At 60.9% G+C, this 17181-nt stretch carries 12 protein-coding genes; all 12 read right to left on the reverse strand.

The genetic code is table 11. From position 1 onward, the window contains the following. Nucleotides 1-246 precede the first annotated feature (246 nt). Nucleotides 247-1188 carry a tRNA pseudouridine(55) synthase TruB gene (truB, locus tag ACP7BV_RS17185; RefSeq protein ID WP_426105549.1) on the reverse strand — a complete coding sequence of 314 codons (942 nt, stop codon included), beginning with the start codon at nucleotides 1186-1188 and terminating at the stop codon, nucleotides 247-249. 161 nt (nucleotides 1189-1349) lie between these two features. Continuing rightward, nucleotides 1350-1763, reverse strand: coding sequence for a 30S ribosome-binding factor RbfA (rbfA, locus tag ACP7BV_RS17190; RefSeq protein WP_426105551.1), 414 nt, complete (start codon nucleotides 1761-1763; stop codon nucleotides 1350-1352). A gap of 135 nt (nucleotides 1764-1898) precedes the next feature. Then, nucleotides 1899-4745 carry a translation initiation factor IF-2 gene (infB, locus tag ACP7BV_RS17195; RefSeq protein ID WP_426105552.1) on the reverse strand — a complete coding sequence of 949 codons (2847 nt, stop codon included), beginning with the start codon at nucleotides 4743-4745 and terminating at the stop codon, nucleotides 1899-1901. Between the two features lie 47 nt (nucleotides 4746-4792). Continuing rightward, nucleotides 4793-6358 carry a transcription termination factor NusA gene (nusA, locus tag ACP7BV_RS17200; RefSeq protein ID WP_426105554.1) on the reverse strand — a complete coding sequence of 522 codons (1566 nt, stop codon included), beginning with the start codon at nucleotides 6356-6358 and terminating at the stop codon, nucleotides 4793-4795. Beyond that, the gene (rimP, locus tag ACP7BV_RS17205) at nucleotides 6355-6849 is read right to left on the reverse strand and encodes a ribosome maturation factor RimP (protein ID WP_426105644.1); all 495 of its coding nucleotides are present in this window, start codon (nucleotides 6847-6849) and stop codon (nucleotides 6355-6357) included. The genes nusA and rimP overlap by 4 nt, the downstream gene beginning before the upstream one ends. A gap of 511 nt (nucleotides 6850-7360) precedes the next feature. After that, on the reverse strand, nucleotides 7361-9442 hold the full coding sequence (gene rluB, locus ACP7BV_RS17210) for a 23S rRNA pseudouridine(2605) synthase RluB (RefSeq protein WP_426105555.1): 2082 nt from the start codon (nucleotides 9440-9442) through the stop codon (nucleotides 7361-7363). Then, on the reverse strand, nucleotides 9432-10229 hold the full coding sequence (gene scpB / locus ACP7BV_RS17215; protein WP_426105556.1) for an SMC-Scp complex subunit ScpB: 798 nt from the start codon (nucleotides 10227-10229) through the stop codon (nucleotides 9432-9434). Before scpB ends, rluB begins: the two co-directional genes overlap by 11 nt. Before the next feature lie 358 nt (nucleotides 10230-10587). Next, a complete protein-coding gene (locus ACP7BV_RS17220; RefSeq protein WP_426105558.1) occupies nucleotides 10588-11613 on the reverse strand; it encodes a glucokinase in 1026 nt (341 codons plus the stop codon). Between the two features lie 155 nt (nucleotides 11614-11768). Continuing rightward, nucleotides 11769-12683, reverse strand: coding sequence for a VTT domain-containing protein (locus tag ACP7BV_RS17225; protein WP_426105560.1), 915 nt, complete (start codon nucleotides 12681-12683; stop codon nucleotides 11769-11771). A gap of 791 nt (nucleotides 12684-13474) precedes the next feature. Continuing rightward, nucleotides 13475-15145 carry an ABC transporter ATP-binding protein gene (locus ACP7BV_RS17230; protein WP_426105561.1) on the reverse strand — a complete coding sequence of 557 codons (1671 nt, stop codon included), beginning with the start codon at nucleotides 15143-15145 and terminating at the stop codon, nucleotides 13475-13477. Between the two features lie 9 nt (nucleotides 15146-15154). Beyond that, nucleotides 15155-16231 (reverse strand): ABC transporter permease, encoded by a 1077-nt coding sequence (locus ACP7BV_RS17235; protein ID WP_426105646.1) that lies wholly within the window; start codon nucleotides 16229-16231, stop codon nucleotides 15155-15157. A 10-nt stretch (nucleotides 16232-16241) separates the two neighbouring features. Further along, nucleotides 16242-17180 (reverse strand): ABC transporter permease, encoded by a 939-nt coding sequence (locus ACP7BV_RS17240; protein ID WP_426105563.1) that lies wholly within the window; start codon nucleotides 17178-17180, stop codon nucleotides 16242-16244. Nucleotide 17181 lies beyond the last annotated feature (1 nt).

Below are 17181 nucleotides of genomic sequence, written 5' to 3' on the forward strand. Positions count from 1 at the left end.
TCAGCACATAGCCTTGCTGCAACATCCGACTGACACTGTTAATTAACCCAGTGTTGCGCTTGGTATTTGAAACCGCCCATATTTTCTCCAATGCATTGGTTGCTATCTACGTGATACTTAAAAATTAGCGCTTATGCGTGGAGTGGAAAGCGATGATGCTTGGCGAAACAGGCGAAGTCTGCCGTAATGACCCGGGCAAGCTTCGTTCCCTCCCCCCACAAGCGCTGATACCAGTTTGCTCCCGAACTACTCAAGTTGCTTGGCCGGGCCATGGGCAGTAGCTATCAGGCGTTCAGGGGCGAGGATGGAATACTCCTGCATGATGCCCGTTCCCAGCAATTGACCTTCGTGATACACCCGCATCCGGCCCAGTCCCTCAGGCAAAGTGAGCGCTTCCTTACCCAGCGCCAGGCGCTGGCCCTGCAAAAAGCGCTTCGCAAGTTCCGGCGTCAAGGCGAGCGCGGGGAACGACGACAGCAAGGCGTCCACGGGCGCGAGCAGTTCAAGCGGTGCGCGATGGGCGCCAATGTCCTCAAGCGTGACCATGCCGTCCATGGTCAGCGCGCCGACTTGGGTGCGGCGCAGCGCGTTCAGATGGGCGCCGCAGCCGAGCGCGTTGCCGATATCTTCGCCCAGCACCCGGATGTAGGTGCCCTTGCTGCAGGTGACCGACAGCTTCAGGAATGGCGCTTGGTAGTCGACGAATTCGAGCGCGAGGATGGTCACCGGGCGCGCCTCGCGCTCGAGCGTAATGCCCTCGCGCGCGTATTCGTAGTAGGCCTTGCCGTCGCGCTTGAGGGCGGAATACATTGGCGGCACCTGCATGATGGGGCCGCGGAACTGGGCCAGCACGGCGTCGATCTGCTCGCGCGTGACGCTGACCTCGTGGGTGGCGATGGTGTCGCCCTCGGTGTCGCCGGTGTTAGTGGTAATGCCCAGGTGAACCGTGGTGAGGTAAGTCTTGTCGGCTTCGAGCAAGTCTTGGGAGAATTTAGTTGCTTCGCCAAAGCACAACGGTAAAAGGCCGGTCGCGAACGGGTCAAGCGTGCCGGTATGGCCCGCTTTTTTCGCGTTCAGGAAGCGCTTGGCCTTGATCAGGGCGTCATTCGAAGACAGGCCGACCGGCTTGTCGAGCAGCAGGACGCCATCGACCAGGTCGCGGATCTTTTTGGGGTGGTGTTGTTTCATGTATTCCTACCGACAGTGAATGACGCGCGCCAAACACATCGTCCTCGCGCACGCGGGGACCCATGGAACATCGGCGCTGACCGACCGTTCTATGGGTCCCCGCGTCCGCGAGGACGATGTGGGTATATTTTGCTACGATGCCAGCCTTGCGAATCCTGAAATTACTCGGCCTCGCCTTCTGGCTTGACATCCGGCTCCGCATCGGCTGCGCGGGTCGCATTCGCCTGGTCGATCAGCATCGACATTTCCATGCCGCGCGCGGTCGACGTGTCATGCACGAAATGCAGCGCCGGCAGCGTGTGGATGTGCAGGCGCTTGCCCAGCTGGTTGCGGATGAAACCGGAAGCGGCGCCCAGGCCGTCGACCGTGTTCTTGATCGTTTCCTTGTCGTCCTTGAGCATGGTGAAAAACACTTTCGCGTGCGCGTAGTCCGGCGTGATCTGCACTTCGGTGATTGTGATCATCCCGATGCGCGGATCTTTCAAGCCGTAGGCGACGATTTCGGCCAGGTCGCGCTGGATCTGGTCGGCCACGCGGAGACCGCGGGCGGGCATGGTTTTGCTGTGTTTGGCCATAATAATTCAATCCTACTCTATAAAAAACGTAGGGCGGAAAAGCGTTCGCGCATTCCGCCATGTTCGCGCCATGTTGACGCTAGCATGGCGGAACGCGCTGCGCTTTTCCGCCCTACGATTACTGCAACTTGACGCTTACAGCGTACGGGCGATCTCTTGAACTTCGAATACCTCGAGCACATCGCCCACTTCGATATCGTTGTAGTTCTTGAGCGACAGGCCGCACTCGAGACCGGCGCGTACATCTTTGGCGTCGTCCTTGAAGCGCTTGAGCGAATCGATCTCGCCAGTCCACACCACGATGTTGTTGCGCAGCAGGCGTACCGACGACGAACGCTTGACCACACCATCGGTGACCAGGCAACCGGCAATCGCGCCGACCTTCGACACCAGAATAACCTGGCGAATCTCGACCGCACCGGTAATGGTCTCGCGCTTTTCAGGCGCCAGCATGCCGGACAACGCTGCGCGAATCTCGTCGATCGCATCGTAGATGATGTTGTAGTAGCGGATGTCCACGCCGTTCGACTCGGCCAGCTTGCGTGCCTGGGCGTCAGCACGGGTGTTAAAGCCGATGATGACTGCCTTCGATGCAACGGCCAGGTTGACGTCGGACTCGGTAATGCCACCCACCGCCGCGTGCACAACCTGTACCCGCACTTCGGAGGTCGAGAGCTTTTGCAGCGAACCGACCAGCGCTTCCTGCGAACCCTGGACGTCGGTCTTGATGATGACCGGCAGGTTCTTGACTTCGCCTTCGCCCATATTGTCGAACATGTTCTCGAGCTTGGCTGCTTGCTGCTTGGCCAGCTTGACGTCGCGGAACTTACCTTGACGGAACAGACCGATTTCACGCGCCTTGCGCTCGTCAGCCATGACCATGACTTCTTCACCGGCAACCGGCACTTCGGTCAAGCCCTGGATCTCGACTGGAATCGATGGACCCGCTTCGGTGATGGCCTTGCCGTTTTCGTCGAGCATGGCGCGCACGCGGCCAAACGAGGAACCAGCAAGAATCACGTCGCCGCGGCGCAGCGTACCGGACTGCACCAGGATCGTTGCGACCGGGCCCTTGCCCTTGTCGAGACGTCCTTCGACCACCAGGCCACGGGCCGGCGCATCGATTGGTGCTTTCAGTTCCAGCACTTCGGCTTGCAGCAACACTTGCTCGAGCAAGGCATCGATGCCCTCGCCGGTTTTGGCCGACACTGGCACGAATGGCGATTCGCCACCGTATTCTTCAGGCACCACCTGCTCGGCGATCAGTTCCTGCTTGACGCGGTCGAGGCTGGCGCCTGGTTTGTCGATCTTGTTGATCGCAACGACCAGCGGTACGCCGGCAGCTTTTGCGTGAGCAATGGCTTCCTTCGTCTGCGGCATCACGCCATCGTCGGCAGCAACGACCAGGATGACGATGTCGGTTGCTTTCGCACCCCGGGCACGCATCGCGGTAAATGCTTCGTGGCCTGGCGTATCGAGGAAGGTGATGATGCCGCGCGGCGTTTCGACGTGGTAAGCGCCGATGTGCTGCGTAATGCCACCAGCTTCGCCGGACGCCACCTTGGCGCGGCGAATGTAATCGAGCAGCGACGTTTTACCGTGGTCAACGTGACCCATGACGGTAACGACCGGTGCGCGCGGCTTGGACTCGAAGTGAGCGTGCTCACCCTGGTCGGCCAGCAGTGCTTCCGGATCGTCCTGCTCGGCTGCAAACGCCTTGTGGCCCATTTCTTCGACCAGAATCATGGCCGTTTCCTGGTCCAGCACCTGGTTAATGGTGCACATCTGGCCCAGCTTCATGAGCTGCTTGATCACTTCGGATGCCTTGACGGACATCTTGTGCGCCAGTTCGGCAACCGTGATGGTTTCAGGAACGTGAACGTCCTTGACCACCGCTTCGGTCGGCGCCTGGAAATTGGTTTCGCGGTCGTCGCTGTGCGACTGACGGCGACCACCCTTGGCGCCACCGCGCCAGCCATCGCGCCCGCCCGGCGAACCGGTGGCGCCACGTGGCTTGATGCCGCCCGGTGCGCCGCGCTTTTTGGCGTCGTCGGACCAGGTGGACGATACATTGGCGGACTTGATCGACTTCTTGTCGGCGCCCAATGGCTTCTTGTCGGCAGCTTTTTCGCCAGGCTTTTTGTCGGCCGGCTTGTGCAGCGTGCCTTCAGGGGCCTTCGGCTTGATGGCAGCAACGGGCGGCGCAACCGGCTCGGGAGCCTTGATCGCGCGCCGCGGCGCATTCATCATGGCCTTGATCTGGGCCACTTCGTCAGCGACAGCCTTGCGGGCGCGGTCATTCGCTTCCACGCGGTCGGCAGCTTCCTTGGCGGCCACGGCTGCCTTTTTCTTGGCTTCTTCGGCAGCAGCTTTCTTGGTCTCGTCGTCGGCGGCAGCGGCAGCAGCACCAGCGCCGGCCGTCGCTGCCGAGGCAGCTGCGGCGGCGGCGCGCTTGGCTTCGTCAGCCGCTTCTTTCTTGGCTTCGGACTCGGCCTGCTTGGCTTGCGCTTCTTTTTCGGCGTCGAGCTTGGCCAGGCGTTCCTGCTTTTCACGCAGGTCCGCTTCCTGGCGCACAATCAGTTCGGCTTGCTTGCGCGCTTCGTCTTCACGGCGCGCCACTTCAGCAGCGTCGATGACAGGTGCTGCCGGTGCTGCGGGAGCCGCCGGCGCAACAGGCTCATCGCGCTGCACGAAGGTGCGCACTTTCTTGACCGCGACCTGGATGGTACGCGATTTGCCGGAGGCGTCAGCCTGCTTGATCTCGGTTGTTTCCTTGCGCGTCAGCGTGATTTTCTTTTTCTCGCCTTCGCCCGCCACACCGTGGGTGCGGCGCAAGTGATTCAACAACTTATCCTTATCATCTTTCGACAATGGATCTGACGTCGAGCTTTTCTCGACGCCGGCAGAACGCAGCTGCGTCAGCAGCAAATCTGCAGGCATCTTCAGTTCGGTGGCAAATTGGGCTACGTTGTTACTCGCCATTCAGTCCTCTTTTCTTTGTGTCGAGACAGATGATAAAGATACTCAAATTAAGCCTTGGCCAATTCTGCGAGGCTCCAGGCTTTCGCCTGCAGCGCCTTGGCGCGGTCGTCATACTTTGAGTCGACCAGCTTCATCTCGTCGTCGGTCACATCATTAAATTCATTTTTGATCAGATCACGTGCACGCTCGGACGACAGGGCCAAAATGGCGCCGAATTCGTCATAGGCCAGCGCGGAAAATGCATCGACGTTCTTGATACCGGCCAGGCCCAGCTTGCCCGCAGTGGTGCGGTCCATGCCTTCCAGGTTGACCAACTGTTCGTCCATGCCTTCGAGGCCTTCTTCCGAAGCGATTGCTTCGGTCACCAGGGCGTCGCGGGCGCGGGTGCGCAGTTCGTTGACGGTATCTTCGTCGAACGATTCGATGTCGAGCATTTCCGAAATCGGCACGTAAGCGATTTCTTCCAGGCTTGCGAATCCTTCTTCTACCAGGATGTCAGCTACTTCCTGGTCGACGTCCAGCTTTTCCATGAACAGGGCACGCACCGCTGCAGTTTCCTGCGCCGATTTGTTTTCCGATTCTTCGGCCGTCATGATGTTGATTTTCCAGCCCGTCAATTCAGCAGCCAGGCGCACGTTCTGGCCCGAACGGCCGATGGCGATCGCCAGGTTTTCATCATCGACGACGACGTCCATCGCATGCTTTTCTTCATCGACCATGATCGACGACACGTTGGCCGGGGCCAGGGCGCCAATTACGAATTGCGCCGGGTCGTCCGACCACAATACGATGTCGACGCGCTCGCCGCCCAGTTCGCCGGTGACGGCTTGCACGCGCGAACCGCGCATGCCGACGCAGGTGCCGATCGGGTCGATGCGCTTGTCCGCTGTATAGACAGCGATTTTTGCGCGAACGCCAGCATCACGGGCCGCCGACTTGATCTCCAGCAGGCCTTGCTCGATTTCTGGAACTTCCAGTTCGAACAGCTTCATGATGAATTCCGGCGCGGTGCGCGACAGGATCACTTGCGGGCCGCGCATGTTGCGGTCGATGCGCAAGATATAAGCGCGGACCCGGTCGCCGATGCGCAAGTTTTCTTTCGGGATCATCTGGTCGCGCGGAAGGCGCGCTTCGATCTTGCCCGATTCAACAATCGCGTCGCCGCGTTCCATGCGCTTGATGGTGCCGGTAACTAAAGAGTCGCCGCGCTCGAGGAAGTCGACCAGGATTTGTTCACGCTCGGCGTCACGCACGCGCTGCAGGACAACCTGCTTGGTGTCTTGCGCAAAGCGGCGGCCAAACTCGACAGACTCGATCGGCTCTTCAATGTACTCGTCCACCTCGATGTCAGGGATGTTTTCCTTGGCTTCGAAATGGAGGATTTCCTGGTCAGGCAACTGCAGGCCCGCTTCATCAGGGACAACGTGCCAGCGGCGGAAGGACTCGAACTCGCCCGACTCGCGGTCGATGGAGACGCGAATGTCGACCTCGCCTTCATAGCGCTTCTTCGTGGCTTGCGCCAGAGCGAATTCGAGCGCCCCGAAGACGACATCTTTATCGACATTTTTTTCGCGCGCCAGCGCGTCAACCAATAATAAAACTTCGCGGCTCATGCTTTGCGTCCCTTAAAATCCACTTGCGGCACCAAGCGTGCCTTGTCCAGGTCGGCGAGCGTAAACTCCAACAGCGCCGGACCTTCCTTACTTTCAAATTCGATTGCGAGTTTGTCGCCTTGCGGGGCTTGCAACATGCCCGTGAAGGTTTTGCGGTTCGCAGCACCGGGCATCGCGGTCTTGAGCTTGATGGTGACCTCATGGCCCTCGAAGCGCTCAAAATCGGACATCGTGCGCACCGGGCGATCCAGCCCCGGCGACGAAATTTCCAGGCGCTCGTAGGCGACGTTCTCTACCGTCAGCACGTGCGACAACTGGTGACTGACGGTTGCGCAGTCTTCGACCGTGATGAGGCCTTTTTCGAGCGCGTCGGCAGCCGTGAAATCGATGTATACGCGCAGGATCCCGCGCTCGCCCCGTTCTACATCAACGAGCTCGTAGCCCAGGCCACTGACTGTCTTGGCGATTAAGTCAAACTGCTGCAAACACATTCTCCAAAAACGATTCACCAAAAAAAAAATGGGCATCTGCCCATCTTCTTATATCTCTACCAGATGAAAGCACTTGCAGACTTGGCTGCGCATAACTTTTATTAGGCTGCAGATTATAACCTGTTAGAGTGCTTGCCGCAATCGGCATGCACGTAATGGACAGGCAAACAACACTTATCGCGTACAAAGTATTGCTGCGAAGACCGACTCCAAGGGTCCTGACCTACGCGAGGAGAATGTAACTTTTGACGCATCGCCCTCGCACAGTAGGGTTATGCAGCCCGTCGGGAGCCGCTTTGGCTACCCCAACAAACGCGATATTCGCGTTGTGGAACACTCACCAACATCGTCCTCGCGCACGCGGGGACCCATAGAACGATTGAGCTTGGCAACCGCTCAATGTGCCCCCGCCTTCGCGGGGACGCTGTATCGTTTCGCATATCGCCCTCGCAAAAGGGGCGGTGCGGCGACTCGCAAGCCGTGTTCGCCCCGCAATACTCAGCTCAAATAATCAACCCCGGCGCCCCCGGCGCGGCAAACCATGATCAGCTCCGCGCGGCCCTTGCGGACCCTGCGGCCGGCGACTCCCGCCACCCGCATTCCCAAACCCGAACGTCGTCTGCAGCGGGTCCGGCTGGCGTGGACCGCGTGGCGCGCCATCGGCACTCTTGCTGCCGGCCCCGCCGCCACCCGGACGGCCGGTGCGCGGCTGTCCGTCACCCTGCGATCGCGCACCTGGCGGACGGCCTTGGCCGCCCTGCCCGCGCGCCGGACCGCTGCCTTCGAACGGACCACCACTGCGCGGCTGTCCGCGCGCCGGACCATTGCCCTCGAACGGACCACCACTGCGCGGCTGTCCGCGCGCCGGGCCATTGCCCTCGAACGGACCGCCACTGCGCGGCTGCCCGCCCATGCCCTGTGGACGTCCACCGGGACGGCCACCCTGGCCGCGCGACTTCGGCGGGCCGAACGGATCGGCATTGCGGTTGGCGTCAACCCGGTCGATGCGGTTGCCGTTATTGCGTGAATCTTCATCATCGCGCGGCTTCGCTTCGCCGCGCACCTCGCCACTGCGCCCTTTTGGTCCGCGCGTATCTTGCGGACCCACGCCTTTTTTCTCGACGCCGAACGCGGAGAGCAGATCGCGCACGGTGTTTTCTTCCATCTCTTCCCAGCGGCCGCGCTTGAGACCGCTTGGCAGCGTCATCGCGCCATACCGCGTACGAATCAGGCGCGAAACGGTCAGGCCGATCGCCTCGAACATGCGGCGCACTTCGCGGTTACGGCCTTCGCCGATCACCACGCGGTACCACTTGTTGATGCCTTCGCCGCCGCCATCGGCGATCTTGGTAAAGTTCGCCATACCATCGTCAAGCTCGACGCCGGCCAGCAGTTTCTGGCGCATGCCTTCTTCGAGTTCGCCCAGCGTCCGCACCGCGTATTCACGGTCGATGTTGTAGCGCGGGTGCATCAACCGGTTGGCCAGGTCGCCCGAGGTCGTAAACAGCAACAAGCCTTCGGTGTTGAAGTCGAGGCGGCCGACGGCCAGCCACTTGCCAGCCTTCATGGTCGGCAAGCGGTCGAATACCGACGGACGCCCTTCCGGATCGTCATGGCTGACGATCTCGCCGGCCGGCTTGTGGTACACCAGAACGCGCGGCGGCTTGCTCGTGACTTTTCGGTGAATCAGCTTGCCGTTGATGCGCACCGCGTCCGACGGCAAGATGCGCTGGCCGATGTGGGCCGGCTCGCCATTGACGGACACGCGTCCGGCAACGATCAGATCTTCCATGTCGCGGCGCGAACCAAGACCGGCTTCGGCCAGCACCTTGTGCAGCTTGGGCGCGTCGTCGTCGGACGTCAGGTCGCGCTTGGCCGGCTTTTGCGGCTGGCCGCGGCCGCCGTCGTTGGCGTCGAACGCGTCCGAGGTGACGTACGAGAAAGCGGCGTCGGCATCGTACACGCCGCGCTCGCCCTTCTTGTGGTGCTGCAGACCGGGATTGCCCTTCTTGTTCTTTTTAGGACGGTTGCGCTGTTCGGCCGTGCGCTCAGGACGCGGACCGCGCTCGGGACGCACCGCAGGCTCGGCGCCTTCAAGCGCCACGACCGGCTCGGCGCCTTCCGGGCGCTCCATCTGCTTGCGCGCTTCGCGCACGCCGCGCAGTTCGCGCATCTGGCGCGGGCCGCGAGGACCACGCTCCTGGCGCGGCTCGCCGCCGCCTTCGACAGCGTCGGCCTGGAGCGCGGAAGCGGCTTGCTCGGCAACGGCAGCTTTTGGCGCTCGCGCCTTGCGTTCTGCCGGGGCAGCTTCAGCAGTTTCAGCGGCAACCCGCACGGCGCCGGCATCGTCAGCAGCGACGACTTTTTTAGCGCGCGGCTTAGGTGCGGCCTTGACGGGCGCGTCGGCTTCGCCTTCGGCAGCAACTTTCTTGGCGGCGCGCTTGGGCTTCGGTGCATCGATGCCGGCTGCGGCGTCCGCTTCAATCTGGGCCTTGGTGCGCCGCTTCGGCTTGGCCGCTGCAGTATCAATGGCGTCAATGGCGGCAACAGCGGGCATGTCGGCGGCGTTTGTCTCTGTCGGTTTAGTTGTCATCGTTCGTTTCTGGGTTGTGCTGACCTGGCGCAGCGTCAACCGTTATTTCTGGCGCAGGGTCGTGAATAAGCACTTCAACTTCTGAAGTATCGGAGCCGGACTCTGGAATGAACGGTGCAATTTCCTGCGCCGTCTCACCGATTCCCGCACCATCGTCTTTGGCAGCGCTTGTGGCTGCTGCCTTGTCAAAATTTTCTTGCAGTGCCGCCTCCAGTGCTTCCATTTCGAGGCCGCTTTGCATCCCGCTGATTTGCTGCAAAGGTGGCAACTGGGACAGCGCATTCAAACCCAGGTCATCGAGAAACTGCTTGGTGGTGCCCAGCAAGGCCGGGCGTCCGATCACTTCGCGGTGACCGATCACGTCGATCCAGCAGCGGTCTTCAAGCATCTTGATGGTCTGCGAATTGACCGCCACACCGCGAATTTCCTCGATATCACCGCGCGTGACCGGCTGCCGATACGCGATGATGGCAAGCGTTTCAAGCGTGGCCCGCGAATATTTTTGCGGCTTTTCCGGGGTCAGCCGGTCAAGATACTGCTTCATTTCCGGGCGACTCTGGAAGCGCCAGCCGGTGGCCAGGCTGACGATTTCAATGCCGCGGTCCTTCCAGTCATGCCGCAATTGTTCCAGCATGATCTTGATCGTGTCGCCACCGACGCCAATGCCCATCGGTCGGCCGTTGTCGTCGATGTCGACAAACAGTTTTTTCATGCCGTGAATGGACATCGGCTCACGCGCGCAGAGCAAAGCGGTTTCGAGGACTCGCTTGGCCTCATCAGTATTCATAAACGATGTCGTGTGCGGAACTTACAAGTAAAAACCAATCAACGAATGGCAGCGACCGTCATCACGTGAAGCCTGCTGCCGGAAAAAAACGTTGAAACTGGAATCCGTCGCCCGGGCGAAGTGCGCGGGGCGGGAATGTTACCGGTGGCGGGATCCGAACCCGTCCACATGGCAGCTGGCAATGCCAGCCAACCTAAACTGTTGATTTTAAAGCGAAACGTTAATTCGTTGCGACGCGGGGCAGTAGAAAATCCGGGTGCGCCGGAAACGAACGGACAAACACGTTCACTCCAAACTTCGGCCATTGTACCTGATAAAACCGCGCAAGGGACAAACCGCGGCGCCAGGGGCGGTAAGCTTAGTCTGCCAGTTTTTCGGCGAGGATGGCCGACACGCCCAGAAACGCCGGGTATTGGGCTGTGATGACGAAGGTAGGCACCTGCGCCAGGTAGTGCACGAAACGGCCCTTTTGCTCAAAGCGGTAGCGAAACGAGGAGCGCGCGAACATGTCGCCCAGGCGCGGCACGATGCCGCCACCGATATAGATACCGCCCTGTGCGCCCAGCGTAATGGCCAGGTTGCCGGCGACGGTGCCGAGCATGCCGCAAAACATATCGATGACTTGCTCGCACAGCGTGCATTCCCCGGCCAGCGCCCGGCGCGAAATTTCCGGCGCATCCAGGCTCGGCGTCGACAAACCCTTGTGGCTCGTCAGCGCCCGGTGCATGAGTTCGATGCCATCGCCCGACAGGAAGCGCTCGGCCGACACATGGTCGAATTCGCGCCAGGCAAATTCCAGCACGGCGATCTCGGTTGGATTGGCGGGCGAAAACGTCACATGCCCGCCTTCGCTCAGCAGCGCAGTCCAGCTCGACTTGCAGGGAATCAGACCGGAAACACCCAAGCCCGTGCCAGCACCAACCAGGCCAAGCGGCGTATTGGGCACCGGCGCGCCGCCGCCGATCTGCATCTTTTGGTCTGCGGACAAGTGCGGCAAGGCGCGCGCGAGCGCGGTGAAATCATTGGCTACGACCAGCGTCTGGAAACCGCATTCGAGGCGCAGGGCCTCGATTGAAAACTCCCAGTGATGGTTGGTCATGCGCACCAGGTCGCCCGTGATCGGATTGGCGATCGCCAGCGCCGCGTGGCGCAAGGGTGTGGTCAAGGCAGCGGCTACGGCCGGCACCGCCAGGTAAGCTTGCAGCGCGTGGGCCAGCGTTGGATAGGCGGCGCACGACAGCACCTCGATGTGGCCGGTATCGCCAGGCGCCCTTTCCAAGGCAAAACGTGCATTGGTGCCGCCGATATCGGCGAGCAGCCGTGGGCCATCCGCATAAAAGGCGGAGGAATCGGGCGTCGTCACATTGGCAGGCTGTACAGTCATGATGGCTATTTTTCTGGTAACCATCAAAGCTTAAAGGATTAGTGTCATCCGGCGCAAGCATTCTTTGTAGTTTAGGTACAAAAACGAACAAGTAGAAACCAGATTTCAATTTTTCCGTATTTATTTTAGTAGTCTTGCTACGTCGCGCACCAACGCTAGGACCGGTGCGCATTCCATGCGTCAAGCCCACCCTTGAGCGGGCGCGTGCGGTGAAATCCATTCGACAAGAATTGCCTGGCCACTTGGGCCGCCGTGAAGTCATTGGGGCAGCTGCAATAAACAATGATATGGCGGTCCTTGTCGAGCCCGACCATGAACCCGGCCGCGTCGCAGGCGTCGAACATGACGGCGCCGGGAATGGGCGCTTCAAGCTGCTGCGCGATATTGCTGCGCGCGTCGACGATCAATGGCTGGTGGCCGTCGTCGATCAGGCTGGCCAGCTCGGCAATGCTGATGCGTGCAATGGACTGGTCGCGCTGAAACCTGCGCCGCTCCACGAATTTATACAGCACGAACAGGCCCAGCAGCGTCAATACGACGAAGAGCGCGGTCGATCCCATCGCGCTCATGGTGTCCAAGAGCTGATCTACGCTTTTGTAGAAATAGGCGCCCAGGGCAACGCCGCTACCGCTCCACAGCAGGCTGCCGGCCATGCTGAAGGCGATAAAGCGCGGCGTGGAAACGCCGAGCGCTCCGGACATGGGGGAGGCGACGATATTAAAGCCGGGAATGAACTTGGAGACGATGAGCGACTTGGCGCCGAAACGCGCGAACTTGTCTTCGGTCTGGCTGACACAGGAATCAGGCGACAGCGATATCTTGCACAGCAGGCGCAGCACACCCACGCCGTAGTAGCGCCCTGCCCTGAACCAGAACAGGTCGGCCAGCAGGCAGGCCGCCATGGCCACGACGATGCACGCCGGCCAGCTGATGCCGCCGTCGGCCGCCAGCGCACCGGACACGACCAGGACGGGAAACGCCGGGATCGGCAACCCGCCCTGCTCGACCAGGACGATCGCGAAGACAATGAACACACCGTACAGTTCGAGTAGTTCGATTAAATTGGGCATCCAGTCATCTTAGCCCAATACGCGGTTTGGCTACGACCGGGCATCGTCGTCGGGTATCCGGGGGCATTGGGGCGCAAACTCGCCCGGACACATCTCGTCGTCAGATGCACGCCTGCTTCGGACCAGAAGTGGTCTGACCCCGGCTTTGCCATGTTGCTGAGATAAACCTCGTAGGGCGGATGCAATCCGCCAAGGGCAAGCGTCACGTTCGCACGTGCACTTGGCAGATTGCATCCGCCCAACGGCCCTCAATTTCCACGCCTGCCTCATTTTTGCAAGTCCTAAGGAATGTGCACCCGTCAAAAGGGCGACCTATCCCAAAAAATCGAATTCCCACATGCCTGTTTTCGCACCCGCATAGACTGCTATTCCGTTTCGAATTTTTCTCTCACCAGTGCCAGGAAACGCTCCGCGACAAACCACCGAGTGAGTCCGCAAGCTCCACAAACAACAACGCGATACTTGGCGCCATGCAGACTTCCCACCGGCAGTAACTCGTCCCCCGGACTCACTTCTTTCGAAAAATGCTCGTTACCGCCACATTCCGTGCAGGAGTGCACAAGAGTCATCGCTATAGCTCCATCGAGTAAAGGTTAATAGGCGGCTAAGACCGCCTCGGTCCATTGTACGCGGTCGCGTTGCCGACATCATCGATCACCCGACGCCCGCAAGCAAACGCATGCACATTTGGTCAAGTCACCTGCGAGGCGTTCAGGGTCCCACTCTTCGCCACGGTGGCAATCCAATACCGTTATTCCGCCCTGCCGCTCTGCAAGTAATTCATCGCTACTTCAACCGCGCCCGCTGCCGGGAATTGCGGCCAGCAGCGTGCGCGTATAAGCATGCTGCGGATTGCGGTACAACTCGTCCGACCCCGCCATTTCCACCACGCTCCCCTGATGCATCACCATCACCTCATCAGCCATGTACTTCACCACTGCCAGGTCATGCGAAATGAAGATGTAGCTCATCGCATATTCATCCTGCAAATCCTGCAGCAGGTTGAGCACCTGCGCCTGCACCGACACGTCCAGCGCCGACACCGATTCGTCGCACACCAGGATCTCCGGCTTCATCGTCAGGCAACGCGCAATGGCAACGCGCTGGCGCTGACCGCCCGAAAACTCGTGCGGATACCGATGAAAAGCCTGCGCCGGCAAGCCCACCTTTTCCAGCAGCTCCATGGCCATCGCGCTGCGTTCGCGGTCATTGGCGCCAATGCTGTGAATGCGCATCGGCTCCATCAATATCTGGCCGACCGTAAAGCGCGGATTCAAGGACGCATAGGGATTCTGGAAAATGATCTGGATGCGCCGCTTGTAGGGCAGGTATTCGCGATCCTTCATTGCCATCAGGTCGCGCCCATTGAACATGGCCGTGCCGCCCGTTGCCTGGTGCAGGCGCAGCAGCGTCAAGCCCACCGTCGTCTTGCCCGAGCCCGACTCGCCGACCACACCCAGCGTTTTCCCTCGCGGCAGCGTGAACGACACGTCCTTCACGGCCTTGAACTCGCGCTTGCCGAACAAGCCCTCGCGCACAAAAAAGCTCTTGCTCAAATTGTTCACGACCAGCAGCGGCGCGTCATCCGCGTCATAACCGCGCTCGCGCTGCTCATTCACTTGCGCGCGGCCCTGCATGAAGTCGTCAATCACGGGAAGGCGCATGGGCCGCTGGTCCAGGCGCGGTCGGCAATGCAGCAGTGCGCGCGTGTAGTCGTCTGCCGGGTGCTCGAGCACCTGGCGCGCGCTGCCCTGCTCGCGCACTTCGCCATGCCGCATCACGATCACGTGTTCGGCAATGTCGCCCACCAGCGCCAGATCATGGGTGATGAACAGCACCGACATCTGGTGCTTCTTTTGCAGCGCCGCGATCAAGTCCAGGATCTGTTTTTGAATCGTGACGTCGAGGGCGGTGGTCGGTTCGTCCGCGATCAACAGCTTTGGCTCGCATGCAATGGCCATGGCGATCATCACGCGCTGCTGCTGGCCGCCCGACATCTGGCTCGGATACGCGTCGATCTTGCGCGCGGGGTCGGGAATGCCCACTTCGTCGAGCAGCGCCAACGCGCGCGCGCGCGCCTGCTTCGCATTCATGCCCATGTGCTGGCGCAGCACTTCGGCGATTTGGTAACCCACAGTAAAGACGGGATTTAACGACGACATGGGCTCCTGGAAGATCATCGCGATCTCCTTGCCGCAGACCGCGCGCCGCTCGGCCGCCGCCACGCCGAGCAACTCGCGACCGTCGAACACAATGCTGCCGGCGGCATCGATGACCGTATTTTCAGCTGGCAGCAGGCCCATGACCGCCAGCGAGCTGACCGACTTTCCACTGCCCGATTCGCCCACCAGCGCCACCGTGGCGTTGGCCGGAATGTCGAACGAGATGCCCTTGAGCGCCTCGAAGGTTACGTGCTTGTCGATCCTGAAGTTCACACGCAGATTGCGTACCTGGAGCAGCATGGTCAATCCTTATTTCAGCTTGGGGTCGAGCGCGTCGCGCAGCGCATCGGTGAGCAGCGAAAAGGCTGTCACCAGCACCGCCATCGCCAGTGCGGCAGCCGTCAGCTGCCACCATTTGCCAAGTATCAGTTCGTTCTGCGCCTCATTGAGCATGCTGCCCCATGAAACCACGCCCACCGGTACGCCAAAGCCAAGGAAGGACAAGATCACCTCGGCCTTGATGAAGCCGACCACCAGGATCGACACCTGCACCAGCGCCACGTGGCTGACATTGGGGAAAATGTGCGAGAACATCTTGCGCCAGTGCGAAGCGCCGATGGCGTCGGCCGCCATCACGTATTCGCGCGCCTTGTGCTTCATGTACTCTGCGCGGATAAGGCGGAACGGGCCGGTCCAGCCGGTCAGGCCTAAAATGAGCACAATCGTCATCACGCCCTTTTGCTGCAGCACCGCGGCGACCGTGAGGATCATCAGGATCGACGGTATCGACGTGAAAATGCTGTAGAACCAGTTGAACAGATCATCCACCACACCGCCAAAGTAACCCGCCACGGCGCCGAACAAGGTGCCCAGCGTAACGGCCAGCAGCGCCGCTACCAGCCCCACCACGATCGACGTTTGCCCGCCCTTGATGGTTTTCTTGATGACGTCATGGCCCCACTTGTCGGCGCCGAACGGCAGCGTTTCGCGCTTGGCCAGCGCCGCCACCGCGCTTGAGGCGCCCAGCGCCTTCAGGTCGGCGGCCAGCGGATCTTCGACGCCGTACATGTCCACCGGCGCATTCCTGTCCAATTGCGCCTGGATGGCGCGGATGTCGTCGGCCAGCGGATCGAAGGGGTTGGCGCTGTCGGCGCGCGCCGCAACGGTCGATGGCGCACCGCTGGCGGGTGCGCCTATGAAAGATGGCGGCGCATAGCTGACGGCCACTTCGTCTTCCCAGTCATTGGCGACCAGTCCACAGGCCGACAGCACCAGCAGCGCCAGAAACAGCGCCACCACGGCCAGCGACAGCATGGCGACGCGGTCGCCCCGCAGGCGGCGCCAGGCCAGCGTCCACAGGCCAGGCGAGGCCGGATGATCGATCATGCCGGCCATGCTAGACCAGCTCCACGCGCGGATCGACTGCCTGGTACAGCAGGTCGGCTAGCAGGTTGAAGACCATGGTGGCCGCAGCGACGTACACGGTGATCGCTTTAATCACCGGAAAATCGCTGCGTTCCACCGCCAGGATCACCTCGCGCCCGATGCCGGGAATGCCAAAGAAGCGCTCCAGCATGAAGGCGCCGATCAACAGCGCCGGCAGGTTGGCCATCACGTGCGTGATGATCGGGATCGATGCGTTGCGCAGCACGTGCACCCACATGATGCGGCGCTCCGAGAGTCCCTTGGCGCGCGCGGTGCGCACATAGTCCTGGTTCACTTCGTCGAGCACGAAGGTGCGGTACAGGCGCAGCGTGGGCGCAATCGACACCACCAGCCCGATCAAAATGGGCAGCGTGGCGTAGCGCAGCAAATTCTCGCCCAGATTGCTGCCCCAGCCCTGCACCGGAAACAGTCCAAGCTTGTATGCAAGGCCGTACTGGAACACGATGATGTAGACCAGGATGCTGATCGACATGCCGGCCGTGCACGCGATCATGACGGCGCGGTCAGTCAGCGATCCGCGCACAAACGCGATCGCCAGCGCCAGCGCGATGCCAAAAAAGGTTTCGAGGATGGTCAGCGGCACCAGCACCGTGAGCGATGGCCCGAGCCGGCTGCCGATGATGCGCGAGACCGGTTCGCCCGTGCTCCACGCATTGCCGAAATCGAAAGTGACGATCTGCTTGGCGAAAATTCCCAGCTGAACGTAATACGGCTGGTCGGTGCCGAGCTGGCGCCGGATGTTGGCGATTTCCTCGGCGTTCGACATCTTGCCAGCCAAAATATAGGCCGGGTCGCCGCCCACCCAGTTAAACAGCAGGAACACCAGCAGCACGACGCCGGCCATGGTGGGCAGCATCTGCCACAGGCGGCGCAAAATAAAGCTCAGCATG

It is taken from the genome of Massilia sp. TSP1-1-2, assembly GCF_049896185.1.
Taxonomy (GTDB): domain Bacteria; phylum Pseudomonadota; class Gammaproteobacteria; order Burkholderiales; family Burkholderiaceae_D; genus Telluria_A.